We start from the raw sequence: 18,960 nt of genomic DNA, 5'->3' as shown, positions 1-18,960 counted from the left end.
CCTTCAAGAGTCCAAAGAAAGGTCCGTCATCATGGAAGACATCGTCATCGTTTCCGCTGTCCGCACTGCCGTTGGCAAGTTCGGCGGCACCCTTGCCAAGATCCCCGCCACCGAACTGGGCTCCATCGTGATCCGCGAGGCACTGAGCCGCGCCAAGGTCGGCACCGACCAGGTCGGTGAAGTCATCATGGGCCAGGTGCTGGCCGCTGGCGCAGGCCAGAACCCTGCACGCCAGGCCATGATGAAGGCCGGCATCGCCAAGGAAACCCCGGCCCTGACCATCAACGCGGTCTGCGGCTCGGGCCTGAAGGCCGTGATGCTGGCGGCCCAGGCCGTGGCCACGGGCGACAGCGAGATCGTCGTGGCCGGCGGCCAGGAAAACATGAGCCTGTCCCCCCACGTGCTGCCGGGCTCGCGCGACGGCCAGCGCATGGGCGAGTGGAAGATGGCCGACACCATGATCGTGGACGGCCTGTGGGACGTCTACAACCAGTACCACATGGGCATCACGGCCGAGAACGTGGCCAAGGAAAAGAGCGTCAGCCGCGAGCAGCAGGACGCCCTGGCCCTGGCCAGCCAGCAAAAGGCCACGGCCGCGCAGGACGCCGGCAAGTTCGTGGATGAGATCGTTCCCGTCAGCATTCCCCAGCGCAAGGGCGATCCCGTGGTCTTTGCGGCCGACGAGTACATCAACCGCAAGACCAACGCCGAGGCGCTGGCAGGCCTGCGTCCGGCCTTCGACAAGGCCGGCTCGGTGACGGCCGGCAATGCTTCGGGCCTGAACGACGGCGCCGCCGCCGTGGTGGTGATGAGCGCCTCCAAGGCCAAGGCCCTGGGCCTGACGCCGCTGGCGCGCATTGTCTCCTATGCCACCAGCGGCCTGGACCCCGCCACCATGGGCCTGGGCCCGGTGTTCGCCTCGCGCAAGGCGCTGCAGCGCGCGGGCTGGTCTGCGCAGGACGTGGACCTGTTCGAGCTGAACGAAGCCTTCGCGGCACAGGCCTGTGCGGTGAACCAGGAGCTGGGCATCGACCCGGCCAAGGTCAACGTCAACGGCGGCGCCATTGCCATCGGCCACCCCATCGGCGCATCGGGCGCCCGCATCCTGGTGACCCTGCTGCACGAGATGCAGCGCAGCGGCGCCAGGAAGGGTCTGGCCGGCCTGTGCATCGGCGGCGGCATGGGCGTGGCCATGACCGTGGAGCGCGTCTGAAAGGCTCCGGGAAAACGTTAGCAAGCTTTCAGGGTAGATCCTAGGCTTGACTAGGGCCTGCCCGAAGAGGGGCGCAGCGCACGCGCTGCATACTAGCCATGCGAGGGGGCCGGGCCCAGAGGCTCAGGCACCCTTGGCGATAACCGGCGTCAATGTTCCGGTTGTCATGGATAGATTGATCTGAAGCAACCATTGATTGACAGGAGAGAAGAATGGCTCAAAAAGTAGCGTATGTCACAGGGGGAATGGGAGGCATCGGAACGGCCATCTGCCAGCGTCTGCACAAGGAAGGCTTCAAGGTCATCGCAGGTTGTGGTCCGTCGCGCGACTTCCAGAAGTGGCTTGACGAGCAAAAGGCGCTGGGTTTCACCTTCCATGCATCGGTGGGCAATGTGGGCGACTGGGCTTCCACCGTCGAAGCCTTCAGCAAGACCAAGGCCGAGCACGGCAACATCGATGTGCTGGTCAACAACGCCGGCATCACGCGTGACCGCATGTTCATCAAGATGACGCCCGAAGACTGGCAGGCCGTGATCGAGACCAACCTCAACTCCATGTTCAACGTGACCAAGCAGGTCGTGGGCGACATGGTGGAAAAGGGCTGGGGCCGCATCATCAACATCAGCTCGGTCAACGGCGCCAAGGGCCAGGCCGGCCAGACCAACTACTCGGCCGCCAAGGCGGGCATGCACGGCTTCACCATGGCGCTGGCGCAGGAGATGGCCACCAAGGGCGTGACCGTGAACACCGTGAGCCCCGGCTACATCGGCACCGACATGGTCAAGGCCATCCGTCCCGACGTGCTGGAGAAGATCGTGGGCACCATCCCCGTCAAGCGCCTGGGCGAGCCCAGCGAGATCGCATCGATCATCGCCTGGCTGGCTTCGGAGGAAGGCGGCTATTCCACCGGCGCCGATTTTTCGGTCAACGGTGGCCTGCACATGCATTGAACCTGCAAGGGTTCGCACTGCAAAGGAGCCTCCGGGCTCCTTTTTTGTAGGGCAGCCCCGCGGCAAATGGCCCAGAAATGACAAAACCCGCTGAAGCGGGTTCTGTGGAAGAGGGGGTCTGCACGGAAGGCCGTCAGACCAGTGGTGTCAGAGACTGGGGCACCGAGTGCGCCAGCCAGCGCCTTAGCGCTTGCGATCGCGTTCGTCTTCGGGCCAGATGGACATGATGGCGTTCGTTTGCATGGAAACTTCTCCTGTATTGCTCTCTTAACGCGGGCTGGATTCAGCTGGTTGACAGGTTTTTAAAAAATTTTCGAAGGAAGTCGAAACTTTTTCGTGACCCGGTTTTCAAGCGCTGCGGGGGCCGCGCTTGCGGTCACGGTCATCCCATGGCCAGACAGCTTGGGCCAGCGCAGCGGCTGCAAAGCGGGTCTGCAGGGCGGTGTGGGAAAAGATGTCGGTCATTGCAGTCACTCCTTTGCGTGTTCAACGCGGGGCAGTGGCGGCAGGTTGACTCAGGGATTGCCCGAGGACGCAAGCAATTGCAAGCCCGGAGGTGGTGATCTGTCAGTTTGAAGACAGATTTCTGGCGCGGTGAGAAAAAATCCGTTTCCTGACAGAGGCTTACGGGCGTGGCGGGCCAATGTCGATGCTGTTACGCCTCGTTGCCCGCAATGCGTGGGCACAGGTCAACCCGGGGTGAAAACGTCCATCAGGCAAAAATCAGGGTCACGGCAGGCGCGTCGTCCACGATGTAGCCGCGGTACATGCCGGCGCTGTTGAAGGGGCAGTGCACGCGTCCGTCGCTGTCCACGGCCACCACGCCGCCCTGGCCACCGATGTGTGTCAGCGTGCCCCGCACTGCGGCGTCGGCTGCGAGTTCCAGGCTTTGCCCCAGGTAGCGCATGCGCGCATGGATGTCGTGCGCGAGGGCTGCGCGCAGGAAATGCTCTCCGGTTCCGGTGGCCGCCACGGCGCAGGTGGTGCTGTCGGCGTAGAAACCTGCGCCCACCACGGGCGTGTCGCCCACGCGCCCGGGGCGCTTGTTGGTCAGCCCGCCGGTGGATGCCGCGGCGGCCAGGTTGCCATGCACATCGCGCGCCACGGCGCCGACCGTGCCCATCTTGCCGTTCTCGTTCAGCGGAGCAGGGTGCGCCGCCAGTCCGCTGGCGTCGTGGTCCAGCAGCGCGGTCTGGCCGGATTGCGCCTGCACCCGGCGCAGCTGTGCCAGGCGCTCGGCAGAGTCGAAGTAGCCTGCATCCATCCGCGCCAGCCCGCGCTCATCGGCAAACCGCTGCGCCCCTTCGCCGACCAGGAGCACGCACTGGCCATCGTCAAGAACATGCCGCGCCAGCGCAATCGGATTGCGCACCTGGCTGACGGAGGCGACTGCGCCGGCCCGCAGGTTGCTGCCGTCCATCAGGCCGGCGTCCATCTCGTGGCGCGCGTCGCGCGTGTAGACGGAGCCGCGCCCGGCATTGAACAGCGGGCAGTCTTCCAGGGACTGGCACGCGGCCTGGACGGCGTCCAGCGCGCTGGCGCCGCGCCGCAGCAGGGCGGCGCCCGCCTCCAGCGCCTGGGCCAGCGCGGCGTGGTAGGGGGCCTCGTCGGCCTGGCCCTGGATGACGGTGCCTGCGCCGCCGTGTACGGCAATGGAAAATTTTCGGGAGTTCTGGGACATGTTCATTGGAGTGCGTAGCGCGATTCCAGGAAGCGGCCATAGCGGGCGATGCCCAGGCCGATGAGCAGGTAGACGGCACAGACCACCATGTACATCTCCACGAAGTACGCAATCCAGTGGGGGTCGCTCATGGCCATCTTCAGGGAGCCAGTGATGTCGTAGATGTTCACGATCGCCACCAGGGAGGTGTCCTTCACCGCGCCGATGAAGTTGCTCACCGTGGGCGCGATGGTCACGCGCAGCGCCTGCGGCAGGACCACGTGGCGCAACACCTGCACCCTGGTGAAGCCCATGGCCTGGGCCGCCATGACCTGGCCCTGGGGCACGGCCTGCAGCCCGCCGCGAAACACCTCGGCAAGATAGGCTGCGCTGAAGGCCGCCAGGCAGACGGCGATGCGGACCATGGGGTCCACCCGCCATTGCGCGGGCACCAGCATGGGCAGCACGAAGGCCCCGAAGAACAGCAGTGTGATCAGGGGCACGCCGCGCACGGCCTCGATGAAGCCCGTGCACAGGATGCGGATCAAGGGCAGGCTGGAGCGCCGGCCCAGCGCCAGCAGGATGCCCAGCGGAACGCCGGCCAGGCAGGCGATCACGGCAAGGAACAGGGTCAGCGGCAGGCCGCCCCACAGATCGCTGGGCACGGGTGCCAGGCCGGCCACACCGCCGGCCATCAGCACGCCAAAGCCGGTCAACCCGGCCAGCAGCATTGCCATGCCGGCGCGGCCGAAGAAGCGCGGTAGCGCCGCCACGCCCACGCTGCCCAGCAGCCAAAGGCTGGCGGCGACGGGGCGCCACTGTTCGGCCACGGGATAGCGGCCCAGGAATACCAGGCGGTATTTCTCGCGCACCACGCCCCAGCAGGCGCCGGCCGCAGCGCGGCATGTGTCGGGGTTGGCTGCGGTTTCGGCGTCGAGCAGGCCCCAGGCCAGCAGTTTCCAGCCCGCCCACAGCGCGGCCAGCAGCAGCGTGGCGGTGATGAGCCCGGAGAGCGCATCCGGAAACAGGCTGGCGCGCAGGCGCTGCGCCAGCGGAACCCGGGGCGGGGCCACCGGCAGGGCCGGTGCGCGGAGTACGGCACTCATGGGCAGGTCTTTCCCGGCTAGCGTGTGATAAAGGCACTGCGCTGGTTGAAGGCATTCAGTGCCAGCGAGGTCAGCAGGTTGATGGCCAGGTAGACCACCGCGATGATGGTCACGCATTCGATGGCCTGGCCGGTCTGGCTCATGGCGGTGTTGGCGACCATCACCACGTCGGGGTAGCCGATGGCCACGGCCAGCGAGGAGTTCTTGATGGTGCTGAGCGCCAGGTTGGTATAGGGGGGAATGATCACCCGCAGGGCCTGCGGCAGCACGACCAGGCGCAGCTGCTGGCCGCGGCGCATGCCCAGGGCCGAGGCAGCGTTCCATTGCCCGCGCGGCACGGCCTGCAGACCGGCGCGCACGATCTCCGCGCAATAGGCGGCGGCATACAGGCCGAGGGCTCCCACCAGGGCCAGGAATTCAGGCGTCAGCGCCAGTCCTCCGTCGATGCCGAACATGCCCGGTTGCGGAGAACTCCAGTGCCAGCCAGCCGCGCTGTCGTACACCGGGCCGGGCAGGGCCAGCCCCGCCTTGCTCAGAAAGCCCAGGGGGCCGATGGCCAGAGGGTGGTCCACATCGGGCAGCAGCGAAGTCAGCGCGAAATACCACAGCAGCACCTGCACCAGCAGCGGGATGTTGCGCGCCACATCGACATAGAGGCGCACGGCGCCGCGCAGCAGCGGATGCCTTGCCACGGCGGCCACGCCCAGCAGCAGGCCCAGCACGGTGGCCAGCGCGAGCGCGGGCACGGCGGCGCGAACCGTGTTGGCCACGCCGGCTGCGACCGCACGCAGGTAGCTGTCGCCGGGCTCGTAGGGCAGCAGCCCTTCGGAGATGGAAAAGCCGGCTGTCTGCTCCAGAAAGCCGAAGCCCCCGGCAATGCCGCGCGCGGCCATGTTGCGGCTGGCGTTGTGCGCCAGCCAGCCCAGCAGCAATATCAGCAGCCAGCCGATGGCGAGCTGCAAGGCCAGCCGGCCCCAGCGTGGCCGGGTGGGGGCCGGTGGCTGCCGTGCCCCGGTGTCGATGGCATTCACGGCTTTCACAGCATCTACAGCGTTCGCGGCGTTCATGGCAGGGTGCCCTCGGCGCGTCAGTTCATCGGCGGCGACATCATCAGGCCGCCCTTGGTGAACAGCGCGTTCTTGCCGCGCGGCACGTTCAGGCCCGACCTGGCGCCCAGGTTGCGCTCATAGCTCTCGCCATAGTTGCCCACGGCCTTGACGATGCGCAGCGCCCATTCCTTGTCCAGCCCCAGCTGCTTGCCCAGGTCGTCGCTCTGGCCCAGGAAACGCTTGACCTGAATGCTGTCGGAGCGGGTCTTGAGCTCGTCGGCATTGGCCTGGGTGATGCCCAGTTCCTCGGCCTCGATCATGGCGTTGAGTGTCCAGCGCACGACGGCGAACCATTCGTCGTCACCGCGGCGCACGGCCGGGCCGGCCGGCTCCTTGGAGATGACTTCGGGCAGGATCACGTAGTCATCGGGGTTGGCCAGCTCCTTGCCGCGCAGCACGGCCAGGGCGCCGAGGTCGCCGGTATAGGCCTGGCAGCGCCCGCTGCTGAAGGCCTGCAGGGCCGCTTCGGGGTTGTCGAACACCACCGCCTTGTAGTTGAGCTTGTGGGCGCGAAAGTACTCCGACAGAGTCTTTTCCGTGGTGGATCCGCTGATCACGCAGATGGTGGCGCCAGAGAGCTGCTTGACGCTGTTCAGGCCGGGTTTCTTCCTGGCCATGAAGCCCTGGCCGTCGTGGAAATTGATGCCCGCCCACATCAGGCCCAGGCCGTTGTCGCGCGTGAAGGTCCAGGTGGTGTTGCGTGCCAGCAGATCGATCTCGCCGGATTGCAGCGCCGTGATGCGTGTCTGGCCGCTGGTGGGGATGAATTTCACCTTGGTGGCGTCGCCCAGGGTGGCAGCCGCCACGGCGCGGCAGAAATCCACGTCCAGCCCGGACCAGTTGCCGCTGCCGTCGGCCAGCGCAAAGCCTGCGCGCCCCGTGTGCACACCGCAGGCCACGGCGCCGCGCTGCTTGATGCCATCCAGTGTCTTGCCTGCGTGGGCCGGCGCGGCAGCGAGCGTGGCCGCGGCGGCCATCGAGGCGAAAAGAAAGCGGAAACGGGCAGGGGCATTCATGCGGAGTCCTTTGCGGCGGGATGGGGGGCCTGGGGTTGCGGCTTGCTCGCCGCAGGTGAAGCGGGGCTGCTGTCCGGTGTCAGGTAGGGAAGCACCGACTCGGACAGTTCGACCAGGCTGCGCACGGCCTGGGGCGTGGCGCGGATGACCTGGGTGGCCAGCGCTTCGACCATGGCCATGGCCGCCAGCACCGACGATGGCAGCAGAGGGTGGGCGGCAGGGGCCAGCAGCACGTAGTCGGCCTGGCCGGTCAGCGGGCTGGTGGCCTCGTCGGTGATGGCGATGGTCAGGGCGCCCCGCTGGCGCGCATGCGCCGTCAGCTCCACCGCTTCGCGTGAGTAGCGCGGCAGCGAGATCGCGATCAGCACGTCCTGCTCCGTCAGCCCTGTCATGCGGCGTACCGCCTGTTCCGATCCGCCTGCGGAGGTCACTTCCACCACCTGCGGCAGATAGGGCTGCAGCGCGTCGGCGCCAAAGGCTGCCACATGGTGGGAGCTGCCAAAGCCCATGAACAGGACGCGCCGCGCGCGGCAGATGCGCTGGGCCAGTTGGTCGAGCAGGCCGGGGTCGCAGGCCTGTGCGGCCGCCTGCAGATTGCGCTGCGTGTGCTCGAAGGCCTGCGCTCCCACGGCGCTTGCGGCAGGCTCGTGCGCCGCGCGCAGCTTGTTCACGGGCTCCAGGGCCTGTTGCAGCTGGCGGCCCAGGTGCAGGCGCAGATCGGCAAAGCCTTCGTAGCCGGCGTGCTTGGCGAAGCGGTTGACGGCAGCCAGGGAGCCTCCGCAGGCATTGGCCACTTCCTCGGCGCTCAGCGTGACGGCCAGGACCGGATGCGCGGCCATCCAGCGGCCGACCCGGGCGACGGCGGGCGAGCCATCGACGCTGGCGCGCAGCAGTTCCTGTACGGCAGGATGGGGATGGAGTTCCATGAATGAATGAAAGTGAATGGTCTCTTTCATTCATTATTTTTTAGGAATGAAATATTTCATTCAGGGGAAACCCTGAACCGAACGATCCATGCGTTCCGCTGGCTACGTGGGAGTGCGAGGGCGTGAGGGGAGTGGGGGGGAGGGCGGGGCCTCAGGGGCGCACTTGGGCTGGGCCGAAGTGGAGCGCCGTCTTCACGCAGGACGACGCTTGTGGCAGGCGGTCCAATGGGACCGCCTGGTTTTCGAGAACGACTGGAATCAGTCGGACATCGCGGCCGACAGCTGCTCGATCTGCTCGCTCAGTTCCAGCCAGCGTTCCTCCAGGCTGTCGATCTCGTCGTTGCAGGCCTTGAGGCTGCGGCCTGCTTCGGCCATCTCGGCGGGCGAGATGGGCTGGCTCAGCAGGCCCTCCAGCCGCGTGCGTTCGGCCTGCAGCTGGGGCAGGCGCTTGTCCAGCTGTTCCAGTTCCTTCTTGAACGGCCGGGTCTTCTCGGCCATTTGCTGGCGGGCCAGGGCGGCCAGGCGCCGTTGCTCGCGCTGGTCTCCGGCACTGGCGGCCGGCGGCATGGATGGGGCAGCGGGGGCCGGGGCCAGCGCAGCAGCCACGGGGGCCTGCACTGCAGGTGCTGCAGCTGCTGCACCTGCTGCGGGCTCCACCTGCGCTGCCGCCTTGCTGGTGGCCGCAGCCGCCTGTTCGGCCTTGCGGGCTTCCTCGCGCAGGCGGCGGGATTCTTCCAGCAGGTAGCGCTGGTAGTCGTCCAGGTCGCCGTCGAAGGGGCCGACCACGCCACGGCCGACCAGCCAGAAGTCCTCGCAGACCGAGCGCAGCAGGGCGCGGTCGTGGCTGACCAGCATGACGGTGCCGTCGAAGTCGTTGATGGCCATGGCCAGGGCCTCGCGCGTGGCCAGGTCCAGGTGGTTGGTGGGCTCGTCCAGCAGCAGCAGGTTGGGGCGCTGCCAGACGATCATGGCCAGCACCAGGCGCGCCTTCTCGCCGCCGCTCATGCTGCCCACGGCCTGCTTGACCATGTCGCCGCTGAAGTTGAACGTACCCAGGTAGCTGCGCAGGTCCTGCTCGCGCGCCTGCGGGCCGGTGGCGCCGGTGTCCCGTGCCAGGCGGATCATGTGCTCCATCGGGTTTTCGCCGGGGCGCAGCACGTCCAGTTCCTGCTGGGCGAAGTAGCCGATGTTCAGGCCCTTGCCTTCGGTCACGGTGCCGGCCAGGGCCTTCATCTCGCGCGCGATGGTCTTGACCAGGGTGGACTTGCCCTGGCCGTTGGCGCCCAGGATGCCGATGCGCTGGCCCGCCAGCACCGAGCGGTTGACGCCGCGCAGGATGGTGGTCGCCTGGCCTTCGTCGTCCAGGTAGCCGAATGCGGCGTCCGTGATGGCCAGCATGGGGTTGGGCAGGTTGGCCGGCGGCTTGAACTCGAAGGTGAAATCGGCGCTGGCCAGCATGGGCGCGACCTTTTCCATGCGCTCGATCTGCTTGACGCGGCTTTGCGCCTGCTTGGCCTTGGAGGCCTTGGCCTTGAAGCGGTCGATGAATTTTTGCAGGTGGGCGATCTTTTCCTGCTGGCGCTCGAACGAAGCCTGCTGCAGCAGCATCTGCTGGGCGCGCAGTTCCTCGAACTTGCTGTAGTTGCCGCCATAGCGCGTGACCTGCGCGTTTTCGATGTGCAGCGTGGTGTTGGTGATGGCGTCCAGGAATTCGCGGTCATGGCTGATCACGACCAGGGTGCCGGGGTAGCGCTTGAGCCAGGCTTCCAGCCAGACCAGGGCGTCCAGGTCCAAGTGGTTGGTGGGCTCGTCCAGCAGCAGCAGGTCGGAGGGGCACATCAGCGCGCGCGCCAGCTGCAGGCGCATGCGCCAGCCGCCCGAGAAGCTGTTGACGGGGTGCTCCAGCTCGGAGACCTTGAAGCCCAGGCCCAGGATCAGGGCCTGTGCGCGCGGCACGGCGTCGTGCGCGCCGGCATCGGCCAGGTCCACGTGGGCGTGGGCGATGGCCATGCCGTCCTCGCTGGCCTCGGCGGCCGCGAGCTGGGCATTGAGCTCGCTCAGGCGGGTGTCGCCGTCCAGCACGAACTGGGTGGCCGTCTCCGAGGTCTCGGGCATGTTCTGCGCGACCTGGCCCAGGCGCCATTGCGAGGGGATGGAGAACTCTCCGCCGTCCTCGGCCAGGCTGCCGTTGAGCAGGGCGAACAGGCTGGACTTGCCGGCGCCATTGCGTCCGACAAGGCCGACTTTTTCACCGGGGTTGATGGAGACGGAGGTGCTGTCCAGCAGCACGCGGGTGCCGCGGCGCAGGGTAATGTTGCGAAGGCTGATCATGAATGGGCAGGATTATCCCAGCGATTGCGCCAGGGCAGGATTGCCGCCCGCCATGCCCGTGCCCGGCCACGGTGCAAAGCCCTGGTACCAGTCCCTAGATCGGCTGTATGCCCACGCGCTGCATCATGGACTGGGTGAACTGGATCTCGCGCTCGAAGCCCTTGGCATAGGCTTCGGCGCTGGTGATGGCGACCTTGCCGCCTTCCTGCTCCAGCAAGGCGATGACCTTGGGCTGCCTGAGCACCTCCTCCAGCGCCGTGCGCAGCCGCTGGACGATGGCCTCGGGCGTGGCGGCCGGCACGGACACACCGCCCCAGGACGTGAGGTTGACGTCGGGCACGCCCAGCTCGGCCAGGGTCTGCACCTGGGGCAGCTTGGCGTTGCGCTGGGGGCCGGCAATGGCCAGCGGCACCAGCCTGCCCGCCAGCACCTGGGAATAGGCCACGGAAAACAGCGGGGCGCCGAAGGCCACCTGCTGGCCCAGCACGGCATTGACCAGCTCGGACGCGCCCTTGTAGGGCACATGGTTGACCTGCAGGCCCATGCTGGAGGCCAGCATTTCCACGCCCGGGTGCGATGGCGTGCCCACGCCGCCCGATGCATAGTCCAGCGCGCCCGGCCTGGCCTTGGCGCGGGCGGCCAGGTCATCCAGCGTGCGCATCCCCGAGTCGGCATGCACGACGACCAGGATGTCCGAGCGCGACATGCCCAGCACATGGCGGAAGTCCTTGAACACGTCGTAGCCCGGGCTTTTGTACATGCGCATGGCGGCGGCCATGGGCGAGCCCGAGTACAGCAGGGTGTAGCCGTCCGCCGGCGCCTTGGCCACCTGGCGGGCGCCGATGTTGCCGCCCGCGCCGGCGCGGTTGTCTATCACCACGGGCTGGCCCAGCTGGGCCGACAGCGCCTCGGCCACGATGCGCGCGGCCGTGTCGGGGCTGGTGCCGGCCAGGTAGGGCACCACCCATTTGATGGGGCGCGTGGGCCAGACGCTGTCGTGCGCGGAAGCTGTGGCGGCCCAGGGCAGGCCTGCCGCAAGCGATGCGGCGCCTGCAGCCCGCAGGAATTGGCGGCGGTCCTGGCCGCTGCTGGTGATGTGTGGCATGGCTTTGTCTCCTGGTCTTTTGTCTTTTCTGTTTGCTGGGGGAGTGCTGGGGCTGCCGGCCAGCCTCAGGCGCCGGCCCGCTCCAGCAGCTCCTTGGCGATGGTGTTGCGCTGTATCTCGCTGGTGCCCGTGAGCACGCGGTACATGCGCAGCATGCGGAACAGGAATTCCACGCGCCGGCCCTGGACGATGCCTTCGCCGCCATGGATCTGCACGGCGCGGTCGGCAATGCGGAACGCCGTCTCCGAGCAGAACAGCTTGCTCATCGAGGCCTGGGCGCGCGCATCGATGCCGGCGTCGATGGCGCGGGCCGTCTGCACCATCAGTGCGCGCGCGGCCATCCATTCGGTGGCCATGTCGGCCAGCATGTGCTGTATGGACTGGAACTGGGCAATGCTGCGGCCGAATTGCTGGCGCCCCAGCGCATAGTCGCGCGCATCGCGCAGCGCCACCTGCGCCAGCCCCAGCATGGCCGGGCAGTGCAGCAGGCGGTTGACGGTGATGCGGCCCAGCGCCAGGGCCAGGCCCCGGCCCGGCTCGCCGATCAACTGGGCAGCGGGCACGCGGCAGCCGTCGAGCACGATGTCGCCCGTGCTCGATTGACCGGCCATGGTCTTGTAGCCGCTGACCACCTGCACACCCGGTGCATGCAGGTCCACGAAGAAGGCGCTGATCTCGCGTTGCGGGCTGCCCTCGGGCGCGGTCGAGGCCATGAGCACGGCGAAGTCGGCAAACGGCGAGCCCGAGATGAAGCGCTTGCGGCCGTGGAGCACGTAATGGTCGCCTTCCAGCACGGCGCGCGTCTCCAGCGCGCCCGCGTCCGAGCCGGCCGCCGCCTCGGTCAGCGCAAAGCAGATGGACTTTTCGGCGCGTGCCACGGGCAGGATGAACTGCTCCATCTGCAAGGGCGTGGCCTTGCGGATCAGCGCGCCTATGCGCGGCGGGCCGCTGAGTTCGCCCAGCACATGGGGCGCGAAGGGCGATCCCGTGGCGTAGATGGCCTCCTTGACCAGCACCTGGTCGAGCACGGACAGGCCGGCGCCGCCCATGGCCTCGGGCAGGGTCATGCCGTAGAAGCCGCGCGCATGCGACAGCTTCCAGACCTGGCGCAGCAAATCGGTGGAGGCGCTGTTTTCATGGTCCACACCATGCGCGCGGGCGAGGTCGGCCAGTTCGCCGTGGATGAAGGCGTTGAGCGCGTCGATCAGGCCGGCTGCGCGCTCGGAGCCTTCAAAGGGCATTTCCAGCAGGGCAGCGTTGGCGGTGGGGAGTGTGTCTTTGGCGTTCATCTCAGTTCACCTTGCGGGCGTGGTTGGCCCAGTAGGGCGCCTGCACGGCGCGGCGCATGACCTTGCCGTTGGGGTTCTTGGGCAGTTGCTGCACGAATTCGATGTGGCGCGGGCGCTTGAAGCCGCCCAGGCGCTCGGCGCAGAAGCGGTCCAGCGCGGCACTGTCGCCGGCCAGGCCGGGCTTGAGCACGATGTGGGCGGCCACGGCCTCGCCCCATTTGTCGTCGGGGATGGCGAACACGCAGGCATCGGCCACCGAGGCGTGTTCGTAGAGCACGGACTCCACCTCGGACGGATAGACGTTGAAGCCGCCGCTGATGACCATGTCCTTCTTGCGGTCCACGATGTAGACAAAGCCCTGCTCGTCCATGCGGGCCAGGTCGCCCGTGTGGTAGCGGCCGTTTTTGAGCACCTCGGCCGTCAGCTCGGGCGCGCGCCAGTAGCCTGCGAAGACATCGGTGCCGCTGACCACGATCTCGCCGATCTCGCCCTCGGGCACGCGGCGGCCTTCGTCGTCCACCACCTCCACCAGGGATTCCAGGAAGGGCCGGCCGCAGGATGCCAGCCGCTCGGGCCGCGACGCGCGCGCCTGCAGGTGGTCCTGCACCGTCAGGCCGCAGACGCCGGAGGTGGTCTCGCCCGCGCCGTAGCCCTGGGACAGGATGGGGCCGAACACGTCCATGGCCTGCAGGATGCGCGCGGGCGCCATGGGCGCTGCGCCGTAGCCCAGGCGTTGCAGGTCGGGCAGCGGGCGGTAGCGGCCGCCGATCTCGGCCAGCAGCATGTTGATCATGGTGGGCACCATGAAGGTATGGGTGACGCGCCGCGCCTGCATCTCGGCCATGAAGGCGCCCGGCTCGAAGCCCGAGAACAGGTGGATGGTGGCGCCCGTGCACAGCGCCGGCACCATCTGCATGCCCGAGGCGTGGGTGACCGGCCCCACCAGTCCCAGCACATGGCCGGCCTGCATGCCCTCGCCGCGCATCAGGAACTTGCGCAGCTGGGCCAGGCGGTTGCCGAAGGTCTGCATGGCGGCCTTGAGCACGCCCGACGAGCCCGAGGTGTAGTGCAGCACGGCCACCTCGTGCTCGTGCACGTCCACGGGCTGGAAGCGGTCGCTGGCGCGGGCGAGCAGCGCTTCGTAGTTGCTGTCGGCAGGGCCGTCCAGCAGCAGCAGGCGCACGTCGGCAGACTGCAGGTGCGGCTTGAAGGCCTCGGCGCGCGCGGCCGTGGTCACGATGATGGAAGCATCGCTGTTGGCCGCGATATCGCCTACTTCGCGTGGAGACAGGCGTGCGTTGAAGGGCGCCTTGATGAGCCCGGCCTTGTAGCAGGCGATCTCGATCTCCACGATTTCCACGCAATTGGGCAGGTAGATGCCCACGCGGTCGCCGCGGGCCAGCCCCTGGGCAAGCAGGGCGTTCGCCACGCGGTTGGAGCGCTGCTCAAGCTCTGCGTAGCTGATGCTGCGCGTGGCGCTGGTCACCGCAGGTTGCTCGGCATGGGCCCTGCAGCTGCGTGCGACGAGTTCGCCGACATTGGGTATGGGGAGGGAATGGGGGTGGCCTGCGGTGGGCCGGGATGTCTCGTGCATGGCATTCCTTGGCTGAAGCCGCGCGTTTTGCGCGGCGTGCCATGCACTGTTGCAGAAGAGGACCGGGCCGGGGAAATACCGATTAGTGATTCAGTTGCATCAGAAAAATTGATGTCCAGACCAACCCTTGCCGTTTTTGCTGATGACCATCGGACTGCCGCACTACGCTGGGCTGCTGCATCACATCTGCTGCGGATGCTGCCAGCGCGCCTGCCAGAGGCCCGCCGTGATCAGTTGCCGGGCCTGGTCCAGCAGTGCCTGCCGGACCACCTGCAGTGCCGGGTCACCGCCGCGGTTGGCCTGCACGGCCAGGAAGTAGCGGCGCAGCAGCGAGGGCGCCGCGACCTGGGCCACGATCCAGCCGGGCTGGAGGCCCGTGGGCGCCGCCTTGGCGCCCTCGCGCAGCCAGGCGGGCGCATCGCTCAGCGAGCAGGCGGGCGTGAAGGTGAAGCCCGCGCCGCAGTGGTAGAGCGAGCGGATGACGCGGGCGGAATCGTGTTCGTGGACGATGTTCAACCGCAGCTCCCGCGCATCGGCGGCGGCCTCCACGGTCTGGCGGATGGAAAAGCGGCGCGACTGCAGCACCAGCGGCAGCTGGCAGGCATGGGCAAAGTCCATGTGCGGCAGGCCGCCGTCCGGCGCCGGGCGCAGCAGCGGGGCCACGCTGCCATCGCCATCCTGGCCGCAGACGTAGATGGATTCCTCGGCCATGGGCTGCACCTGCAGGTCATGCAGGCTGGCCGTGTCCACAAGAATGGCCAAGTCGGCGCGCCGGTCCAGCATGGCCTTTTGCACCATCAGGCTCAGGTCGTCGAGCACGAAGATGCGTATGCGCGGGTGGCTGTGGCGCAGGCTGGCAATCAGGGGGCCTGCCAGCAGGCTGGTCAGCAAAAAGGGCAGGGCGATGGTGACCGAGCCTTCGGGGCCTTGGGGCAGGCGCTGTATGCGCTCGCGCATGGCATCGGCGTCGGACAGCAGGCGGCGGGCATCCTCGTACAGCTGCGCGCCGGCCGGGGTGGGGGTCACGCCGGCGTGGCTGCGCTCCAGCAGTTGCGCACCCAGCTCGCCTTCCAGCTTCTTGATCTGCGCCGTGAGCGCGGGCTGGGCCACGTACAGCGAGTGCGCGGCGCGCGAGAGGCTGCCAGCCTCCAGCACGGCGATGAAGTAGCGCAGCGCCCGCAGGTCCATCTCAGCCCAGGGGGCGGTAGGTGGGGCGCAGGGCCTCGATATCGCCTTCGGTCCAGGCGCGCAGTGCCTCCTGGGTGATCAGCAGCACCTGCTCGTCGCCCGAGCTGGTGTCCAGCCAGAACACGGGCAGGTCGGGGAAGGCGGCTTCGAAGAAGTCCTTTTCATTGCCGATTTCCAGCACGACCACGCCTTCCTTGGCCAGGCGCGAGGGCAGGTCCTGCAGCAGGCGGCGGATGAAGTCCATGCCGTCGGCACCACCGGCCAGCGCCAGCTCGGGCTCGGCCTGGTATTCGGCAGGCAGGCGCGACATGCTGTCGGCATTCACATAGGGCGGGTTGCACAGCACCAGGTCCCAGGGGCCGGGCAGGGCGGCCAGGCCGTCGCTCTCCAGCAGTTGCACGCGCTCGGCGAGCTCATGGCGGTCCACGTTGATGCGGGCCACGGCCAGCGCGTCGGCCGAGATGTCGGCGCCCGTGACCTCGACCTCGGGCCAGGCCATGGCCGCCAGGCAGGCCAGGCTGCCGTTGCCGGTGCACAGGTCCAGCACGCGGCGCGTGCGGTCGGACAGCCAGCCGTCGATGCTGCCGTCGGCCAGCAGTTCGGCAATGAAGCTGCGCGGCACGATGGCGCGCTCGTCCACGTAGAAGGGCACGCCCTGCAGCCAGGCCTCGCGCGTGAGGTAGGCGGCGGGCTTGCGTGTGCGGATACGCTCTGCGAACAGCTCGGCCACTTCGGCCTGCTGCTCGGCGCTCACCGGCTGGCTGGCCAGGGACTCGGGCGCGCCCGGCGCCAGTTCGCTGTCCAGTGGCAGGCCCAGCTTCCAGAGCGTGAGCCAGGCCGATTCGTCTTCGGCCGTGGCCGTGCCGTGGCCAAAGGCCACGCCGGCCGCAGTGAGCGCCGCGGCGCCCGAGGCCACGAGGTCGGCGATGGTGCTGCCCGAGATGGCGGGAATATTGGCAGGGGTGGGGGCGGATGTCATCGTCGGCTCCTTGGGCGCGCGTTCAGGCGGCCTGCTGGCGCTGCAGCTCCTGGAGCGTGCGGCGGTAAATGTTCTTGAGGGGCTCGATGTCGGCCACCACGATGTGCTCGTCGATCTTGTGGATGCTGGCGTTGGGCGGGCCCACTTCCACGACCTGGCTGCAGATCTGGGCGATGAAGCGGCCGTCGCTGGTGCCGCCCGTGGTGGACAGCTCGGTCTCCAGGCCGGTCTCGGCGCGGATGGCCGCCTGCACGGCGTTCACCAGCGTGCCCGGCGTGGTCAGGAAGGGCTGGCCGCCGATGGTCCAGGCCAGCTCGTACTCCAGTCCATGGCGGTCCAGCACGGCGTGCACGCGCTGCTGCAGCGATTCGGCCGTGGACTCGGTGCAGAAACGGAAGTTGAAGTCGATGGTCACATGGCCGGGGATGACGTTGGATGCGCCCGTGCCGCCATGCATGTTGCTGATCTGCCAGCTGGTGGGCGGGAAGAAGGCGTTGCCCTCGTCCCAGCGCGTGGCGGCCAGTTCGGCCAGGGCCGGCAGGGCCTGGTGGATGGGGTTGCGCGCCAGCTGCGGGTAGGCGATGTGGCCCTGGATGCCCTTGACGGTGAGGCGTCCGCTCATGGTGCCCCGGCGGCCGTTCTTGATCATGTCGCCCGTGCGGTCCACGGAGGTGGGCTCGCCCACGATGCACCAGTCCAGGCGCTCGCCGCGCTCGCGCAGCAGCTCGACCACGACCTTGGTGCCGTCCACCGAAGGGCCTTCCTCGTCGCTGGTCAGCAGCAGGGCAATGTCGAAGGAGGGAGTTGGCGTCTCGGCCAGGAACTCCTCCAGTGCCACGACAAAGGCGGCGATGGAGGTCTTCATGTCGCTGGCGCCGCGGCCGTACAGCTTGCCGTCGCGGTGCGTGGGCACGAAGGGCGGGCTGCTCCACTGCTCCAGGGGGCCGGTGGGCACCACGTCGGTATGACCGGCAAAGACCAGCACGGGCCGGTCGGTGCCTGCGCCGGAGCGCCTGGCCCAGAGATTGCGCACGCGAAAGCTGTCGGGGCCGCTGTCGATGCGCTCGCAGGCAAAGCCCATGGGCAGCAGGGCATCGGCCAGGAGTTCAAGGCAGCCGGCGTCTTCCGGGGTCACGGATGGCAGGCTGATCAGCTGCTCGGTCAGTTGCAAGGTGCGGGACATGGTGGGAAGGTCAAAAAACAAAAAAGTCGGAGGGCCGGCTGGCGCCAGCGTGCTCCGACATTGTGAACGCTGCAGGCCCGGCCGTTCAGTTCGGCTTGACTTCCAGCATGATTTCGGTGAACGAGGGCATGTCGTCCTCTCCGGGCGTGGCCAGTTCGGCGAACTGGCTGGACGGCGCGGCATGGCCGGCCTTGACCACGTCGTTTTCCAGGCGCCACATCAGGTTGGTGGGCGAGTCGGCAAAGGCCAGTCCCTCGGCGCGGTCGATGCGGCCCGAGCGGATCAGCTGGGCCAGCGCCTCTTCAAAGGTCTGCGAGCCTTCGGCCATGGATTTCTCCATGGCCTCCTTGACGCCCGAGAAGTTGCCACGCTCGATGAGGTCGGCGATCAGCTTGGTGTTGAGCATCACCTCGACGGCCGGCATGCGGCCGCCATCCACGGTGCGCACCAGGCGCTGGGAGATCACGCCCTTGAGCGCTGCCGACAGCTCGCCCAGCATGGTCGGCCGGATTTCCTCGGGGAAGAAGGACAGGATGCGGTTGAGCGCGTGGTAGCTGTTGTTGGCGTGTAGCGTGGCAAGGCACAAATGGCCCGACTGCGCAAAGCCCATGGCCGAGGACATGGTCTCGCGGTCGCGGATCTCGCCGATCAGGATCACGTCGGGCGCCTGGCGCAGCGCATTCTTGAGCGCAACCTGCAGCGATGCCGTGTCGGATCCCACTTCGCGCTGGTTGACGATGGAGCGCTTGTTGCGGAACTGGTATTCGATGGGGTCCTCGATGGTGAGGATGTGGCCCGTGAGCTTTTCATTGCGCGCGTCGATCATCGAGGCCAGCGTCGTGCTCTTGCCCGAGCCCGTGGAGCCCACGACCAGCAGCAGGCCGCGCTTTTGCATGATCAGCTCGCCCAGCACGGGCGGCAGGTTCAGCGTGTCCATGGGCGGGATGTGCTGGGCGATGAAGCGGATCACCACGGCGCAGCTGCCGCGCTGGTGCATGGCGCTGACGCGGAAACGCCCCACGCCGCGCAGCGGCACGCCCATGTTGAGCTCGCCCGTCTCGTCCAGCTCCTGCAGGCGCTCGGCCGGCACGATCTCGGCCAGCAGGCTGCGCGGCGCATCGGGCGGCAGCAGCTGGTTGTTGATGGGGACGCATTCGCCGTTGATCTTGATCAGCGCCGGCGCGTTGACCGCCAGGTAGACGTCGGACGCCTGCTTCTCGCCCATCAGGCGCAAAATCCTCTCCATCGTGCCCATGTGTTCCCCCAAATTCGTGTGCTGTAGCTGTTCTTGGATCGTTGTCACGCGCTTTT

The 18,960-nt window shown here is 67.8% G+C and carries 15 protein-coding genes; 2 read left to right on the top strand and 13 right to left on the bottom strand.

Going from position 1 to position 18,960, the window contains the following annotated elements; translation table 11 throughout:
• Nucleotides 1–31 precede the first annotated feature (31 nt).
• Together G4D77_RS00855 and phbB are read left to right on the top strand one after the other, a co-directional pair.
• The gene (locus tag G4D77_RS00855) at nt 32–1,213 is read left to right on the top strand and encodes an acetyl-CoA C-acetyltransferase (protein ID WP_016445928.1); all 1,182 of its coding nucleotides are present in this window, start codon (nt 32–34) and stop codon (nt 1,211–1,213) included.
• A gap of 212 nt (nt 1,214–1,425) precedes the next feature.
• On the top strand, nt 1,426–2,163 hold the full coding sequence (gene phbB / locus G4D77_RS00850) for an acetoacetyl-CoA reductase (RefSeq protein ID WP_154834388.1): 738 nt from the start codon (nt 1,426–1,428) through the stop codon (nt 2,161–2,163).
• Nucleotides 2,164–2,875: 712 nt separating this feature from the next.
• On the opposite strand, the gene G4D77_RS00845 is transcribed toward phbB, so the two are convergent.
• The 13 genes from G4D77_RS00845 to G4D77_RS00785 all read right to left on the bottom strand — a co-directional run bounded on the left by G4D77_RS00845 (nt 2,876) and on the right by G4D77_RS00785 (nt 18,904).
• Nucleotides 2,876–3,850: an isoaspartyl peptidase/L-asparaginase family protein gene (locus G4D77_RS00845; RefSeq protein WP_154834387.1), complete on the bottom strand. Its 975-nt coding sequence runs from the start codon at nt 3,848–3,850 to the stop codon at nt 2,876–2,878.
• A complete protein-coding gene (locus G4D77_RS00840) occupies nt 3,847–4,929 on the bottom strand; it encodes an amino acid ABC transporter permease (protein ID WP_046238316.1) in 1,083 nt (360 codons plus the stop codon). Before G4D77_RS00840 ends, G4D77_RS00845 begins: the two co-directional genes overlap by 4 nt.
• 17 nt (nt 4,930–4,946) lie before the next feature.
• Nucleotides 4,947–5,960 (bottom strand): amino acid ABC transporter permease, encoded by a 1,014-nt coding sequence (locus G4D77_RS00835; protein ID WP_227740755.1) that lies wholly within the window; start codon nt 5,958–5,960, stop codon nt 4,947–4,949.
• 56 nt (nt 5,961–6,016) lie between these two features.
• Nucleotides 6,017–7,054 (bottom strand): amino acid ABC transporter substrate-binding protein, encoded by a 1,038-nt coding sequence (locus G4D77_RS00830; RefSeq protein WP_154834385.1) that lies wholly within the window; start codon nt 7,052–7,054, stop codon nt 6,017–6,019.
• Nucleotides 7,051–7,980, bottom strand: a complete 930-nt coding sequence (locus tag G4D77_RS00825; RefSeq protein WP_227740754.1) for a MurR/RpiR family transcriptional regulator — start codon at nt 7,978–7,980, stop codon at nt 7,051–7,053. Before G4D77_RS00825 ends, G4D77_RS00830 begins: the two co-directional genes overlap by 4 nt.
• Before the next feature lie 258 nt (nt 7,981–8,238).
• Nucleotides 8,239–10,311, bottom strand: coding sequence for an ABC-F family ATP-binding cassette domain-containing protein (locus G4D77_RS00820; RefSeq protein ID WP_016445936.1), 2,073 nt, complete (start codon nt 10,309–10,311; stop codon nt 8,239–8,241).
• Between the two features lie 94 nt (nt 10,312–10,405).
• Nucleotides 10,406–11,416 (bottom strand): tripartite tricarboxylate transporter substrate binding protein, encoded by a 1,011-nt coding sequence (locus G4D77_RS00815; protein WP_213757844.1) that lies wholly within the window; start codon nt 11,414–11,416, stop codon nt 10,406–10,408.
• A gap of 65 nt (nt 11,417–11,481) precedes the next feature.
• Nucleotides 11,482–12,705 carry an acyl-CoA dehydrogenase family protein gene (locus G4D77_RS00810; protein ID WP_016453489.1) on the bottom strand — a complete coding sequence of 408 codons (1,224 nt, stop codon included), beginning with the start codon at nt 12,703–12,705 and terminating at the stop codon, nt 11,482–11,484.
• Between the two features lies 1 nt (nt 12,706).
• Nucleotides 12,707–14,299, bottom strand: a complete 1,593-nt coding sequence (locus tag G4D77_RS00805; RefSeq protein WP_016453488.1) for a class I adenylate-forming enzyme family protein — start codon at nt 14,297–14,299, stop codon at nt 12,707–12,709.
• Nucleotides 14,300–14,479: 180 nt separating this feature from the next.
• Nucleotides 14,480–15,487 (bottom strand): LysR family transcriptional regulator, encoded by a 1,008-nt coding sequence (locus G4D77_RS00800; protein ID WP_154834384.1) that lies wholly within the window; start codon nt 15,485–15,487, stop codon nt 14,480–14,482.
• Between the two features lies 1 nt (nt 15,488).
• Entirely contained in the window at nt 15,489–16,466 is a 978-nt protein-coding gene (prmB, locus tag G4D77_RS00795) for a 50S ribosomal protein L3 N(5)-glutamine methyltransferase (protein WP_016453486.1), read from the bottom strand.
• Between the two features lie 22 nt (nt 16,467–16,488).
• Entirely contained in the window at nt 16,489–17,649 is a 1,161-nt protein-coding gene (dapE, locus tag G4D77_RS00790; protein ID WP_016445942.1) for a succinyl-diaminopimelate desuccinylase, read from the bottom strand.
• A gap of 85 nt (nt 17,650–17,734) precedes the next feature.
• The gene (locus G4D77_RS00785; RefSeq protein ID WP_016445943.1) at nt 17,735–18,904 is read right to left on the bottom strand and encodes a PilT/PilU family type 4a pilus ATPase; all 1,170 of its coding nucleotides are present in this window, start codon (nt 18,902–18,904) and stop codon (nt 17,735–17,737) included.
• Nucleotides 18,905–18,960 lie beyond the last annotated feature (56 nt).

This window comes from Delftia sp. WY8 (assembly GCF_018437695.1).
GTDB classification, from domain to species: Bacteria; Pseudomonadota; Gammaproteobacteria; order Burkholderiales; family Burkholderiaceae_C; genus Comamonas; species Comamonas tsuruhatensis.
Note: the sequence above shows the minus strand (reverse complement) of the source record. Positions and strands in the feature narration are given on the sequence as shown.

Bases quoted from the DNA above. Each gene is read 5' to 3' on its own strand.
- G4D77_RS00855 (WP_016445928.1), top strand. From the start codon at position 32: ATGGAAGACATCGTCATCGTTTCCGCTGTCCGCACTGCCGTTGGCAAG.
- phbB (WP_154834388.1), top strand. From the start codon at position 1,426: ATGGCTCAAAAAGTAGCGTATGTCACAGGGGGAATGGGAGGCATCGGA.
- G4D77_RS00845 (WP_154834387.1), bottom strand. From the start codon at position 3,850: ATGAACATGTCCCAGAACTCCCGAAAATTTTCCATTGCCGTACACGGC.
- G4D77_RS00840 (WP_046238316.1), bottom strand. From the start codon at position 4,929: ATGAGTGCCGTACTCCGCGCACCGGCCCTGCCGGTGGCCCCGCCCCGG.
- G4D77_RS00830 (WP_154834385.1), bottom strand. From the start codon at position 7,054: ATGAATGCCCCTGCCCGTTTCCGCTTTCTTTTCGCCTCGATGGCCGCC.
- G4D77_RS00825 (WP_227740754.1), bottom strand. From the start codon at position 7,980: ATGGAACTCCATCCCCATCCTGCCGTACAGGAACTGCTGCGCGCCAGC.
- G4D77_RS00820 (WP_016445936.1), bottom strand. From the start codon at position 10,311: ATGATCAGCCTTCGCAACATTACCCTGCGCCGCGGCACCCGCGTGCTG.
- G4D77_RS00815 (WP_213757844.1), bottom strand. From the start codon at position 11,416: ATGCCACACATCACCAGCAGCGGCCAGGACCGCCGCCAATTCCTGCGG.
- G4D77_RS00810 (WP_016453489.1), bottom strand. From the start codon at position 12,705: ATGAACGCCAAAGACACACTCCCCACCGCCAACGCTGCCCTGCTGGAA.
- G4D77_RS00805 (WP_016453488.1), bottom strand. From the start codon at position 14,299: ATGCACGAGACATCCCGGCCCACCGCAGGCCACCCCCATTCCCTCCCC.
- G4D77_RS00800 (WP_154834384.1), bottom strand. From the start codon at position 15,487: ATGGACCTGCGGGCGCTGCGCTACTTCATCGCCGTGCTGGAGGCTGGC.
- prmB (WP_016453486.1), bottom strand. From the start codon at position 16,466: ATGACATCCGCCCCCACCCCTGCCAATATTCCCGCCATCTCGGGCAGC.
- dapE (WP_016445942.1), bottom strand. From the start codon at position 17,649: ATGTCCCGCACCTTGCAACTGACCGAGCAGCTGATCAGCCTGCCATCC.
- G4D77_RS00785 (WP_016445943.1), bottom strand. From the start codon at position 18,904: ATGGGCACGATGGAGAGGATTTTGCGCCTGATGGGCGAGAAGCAGGCG.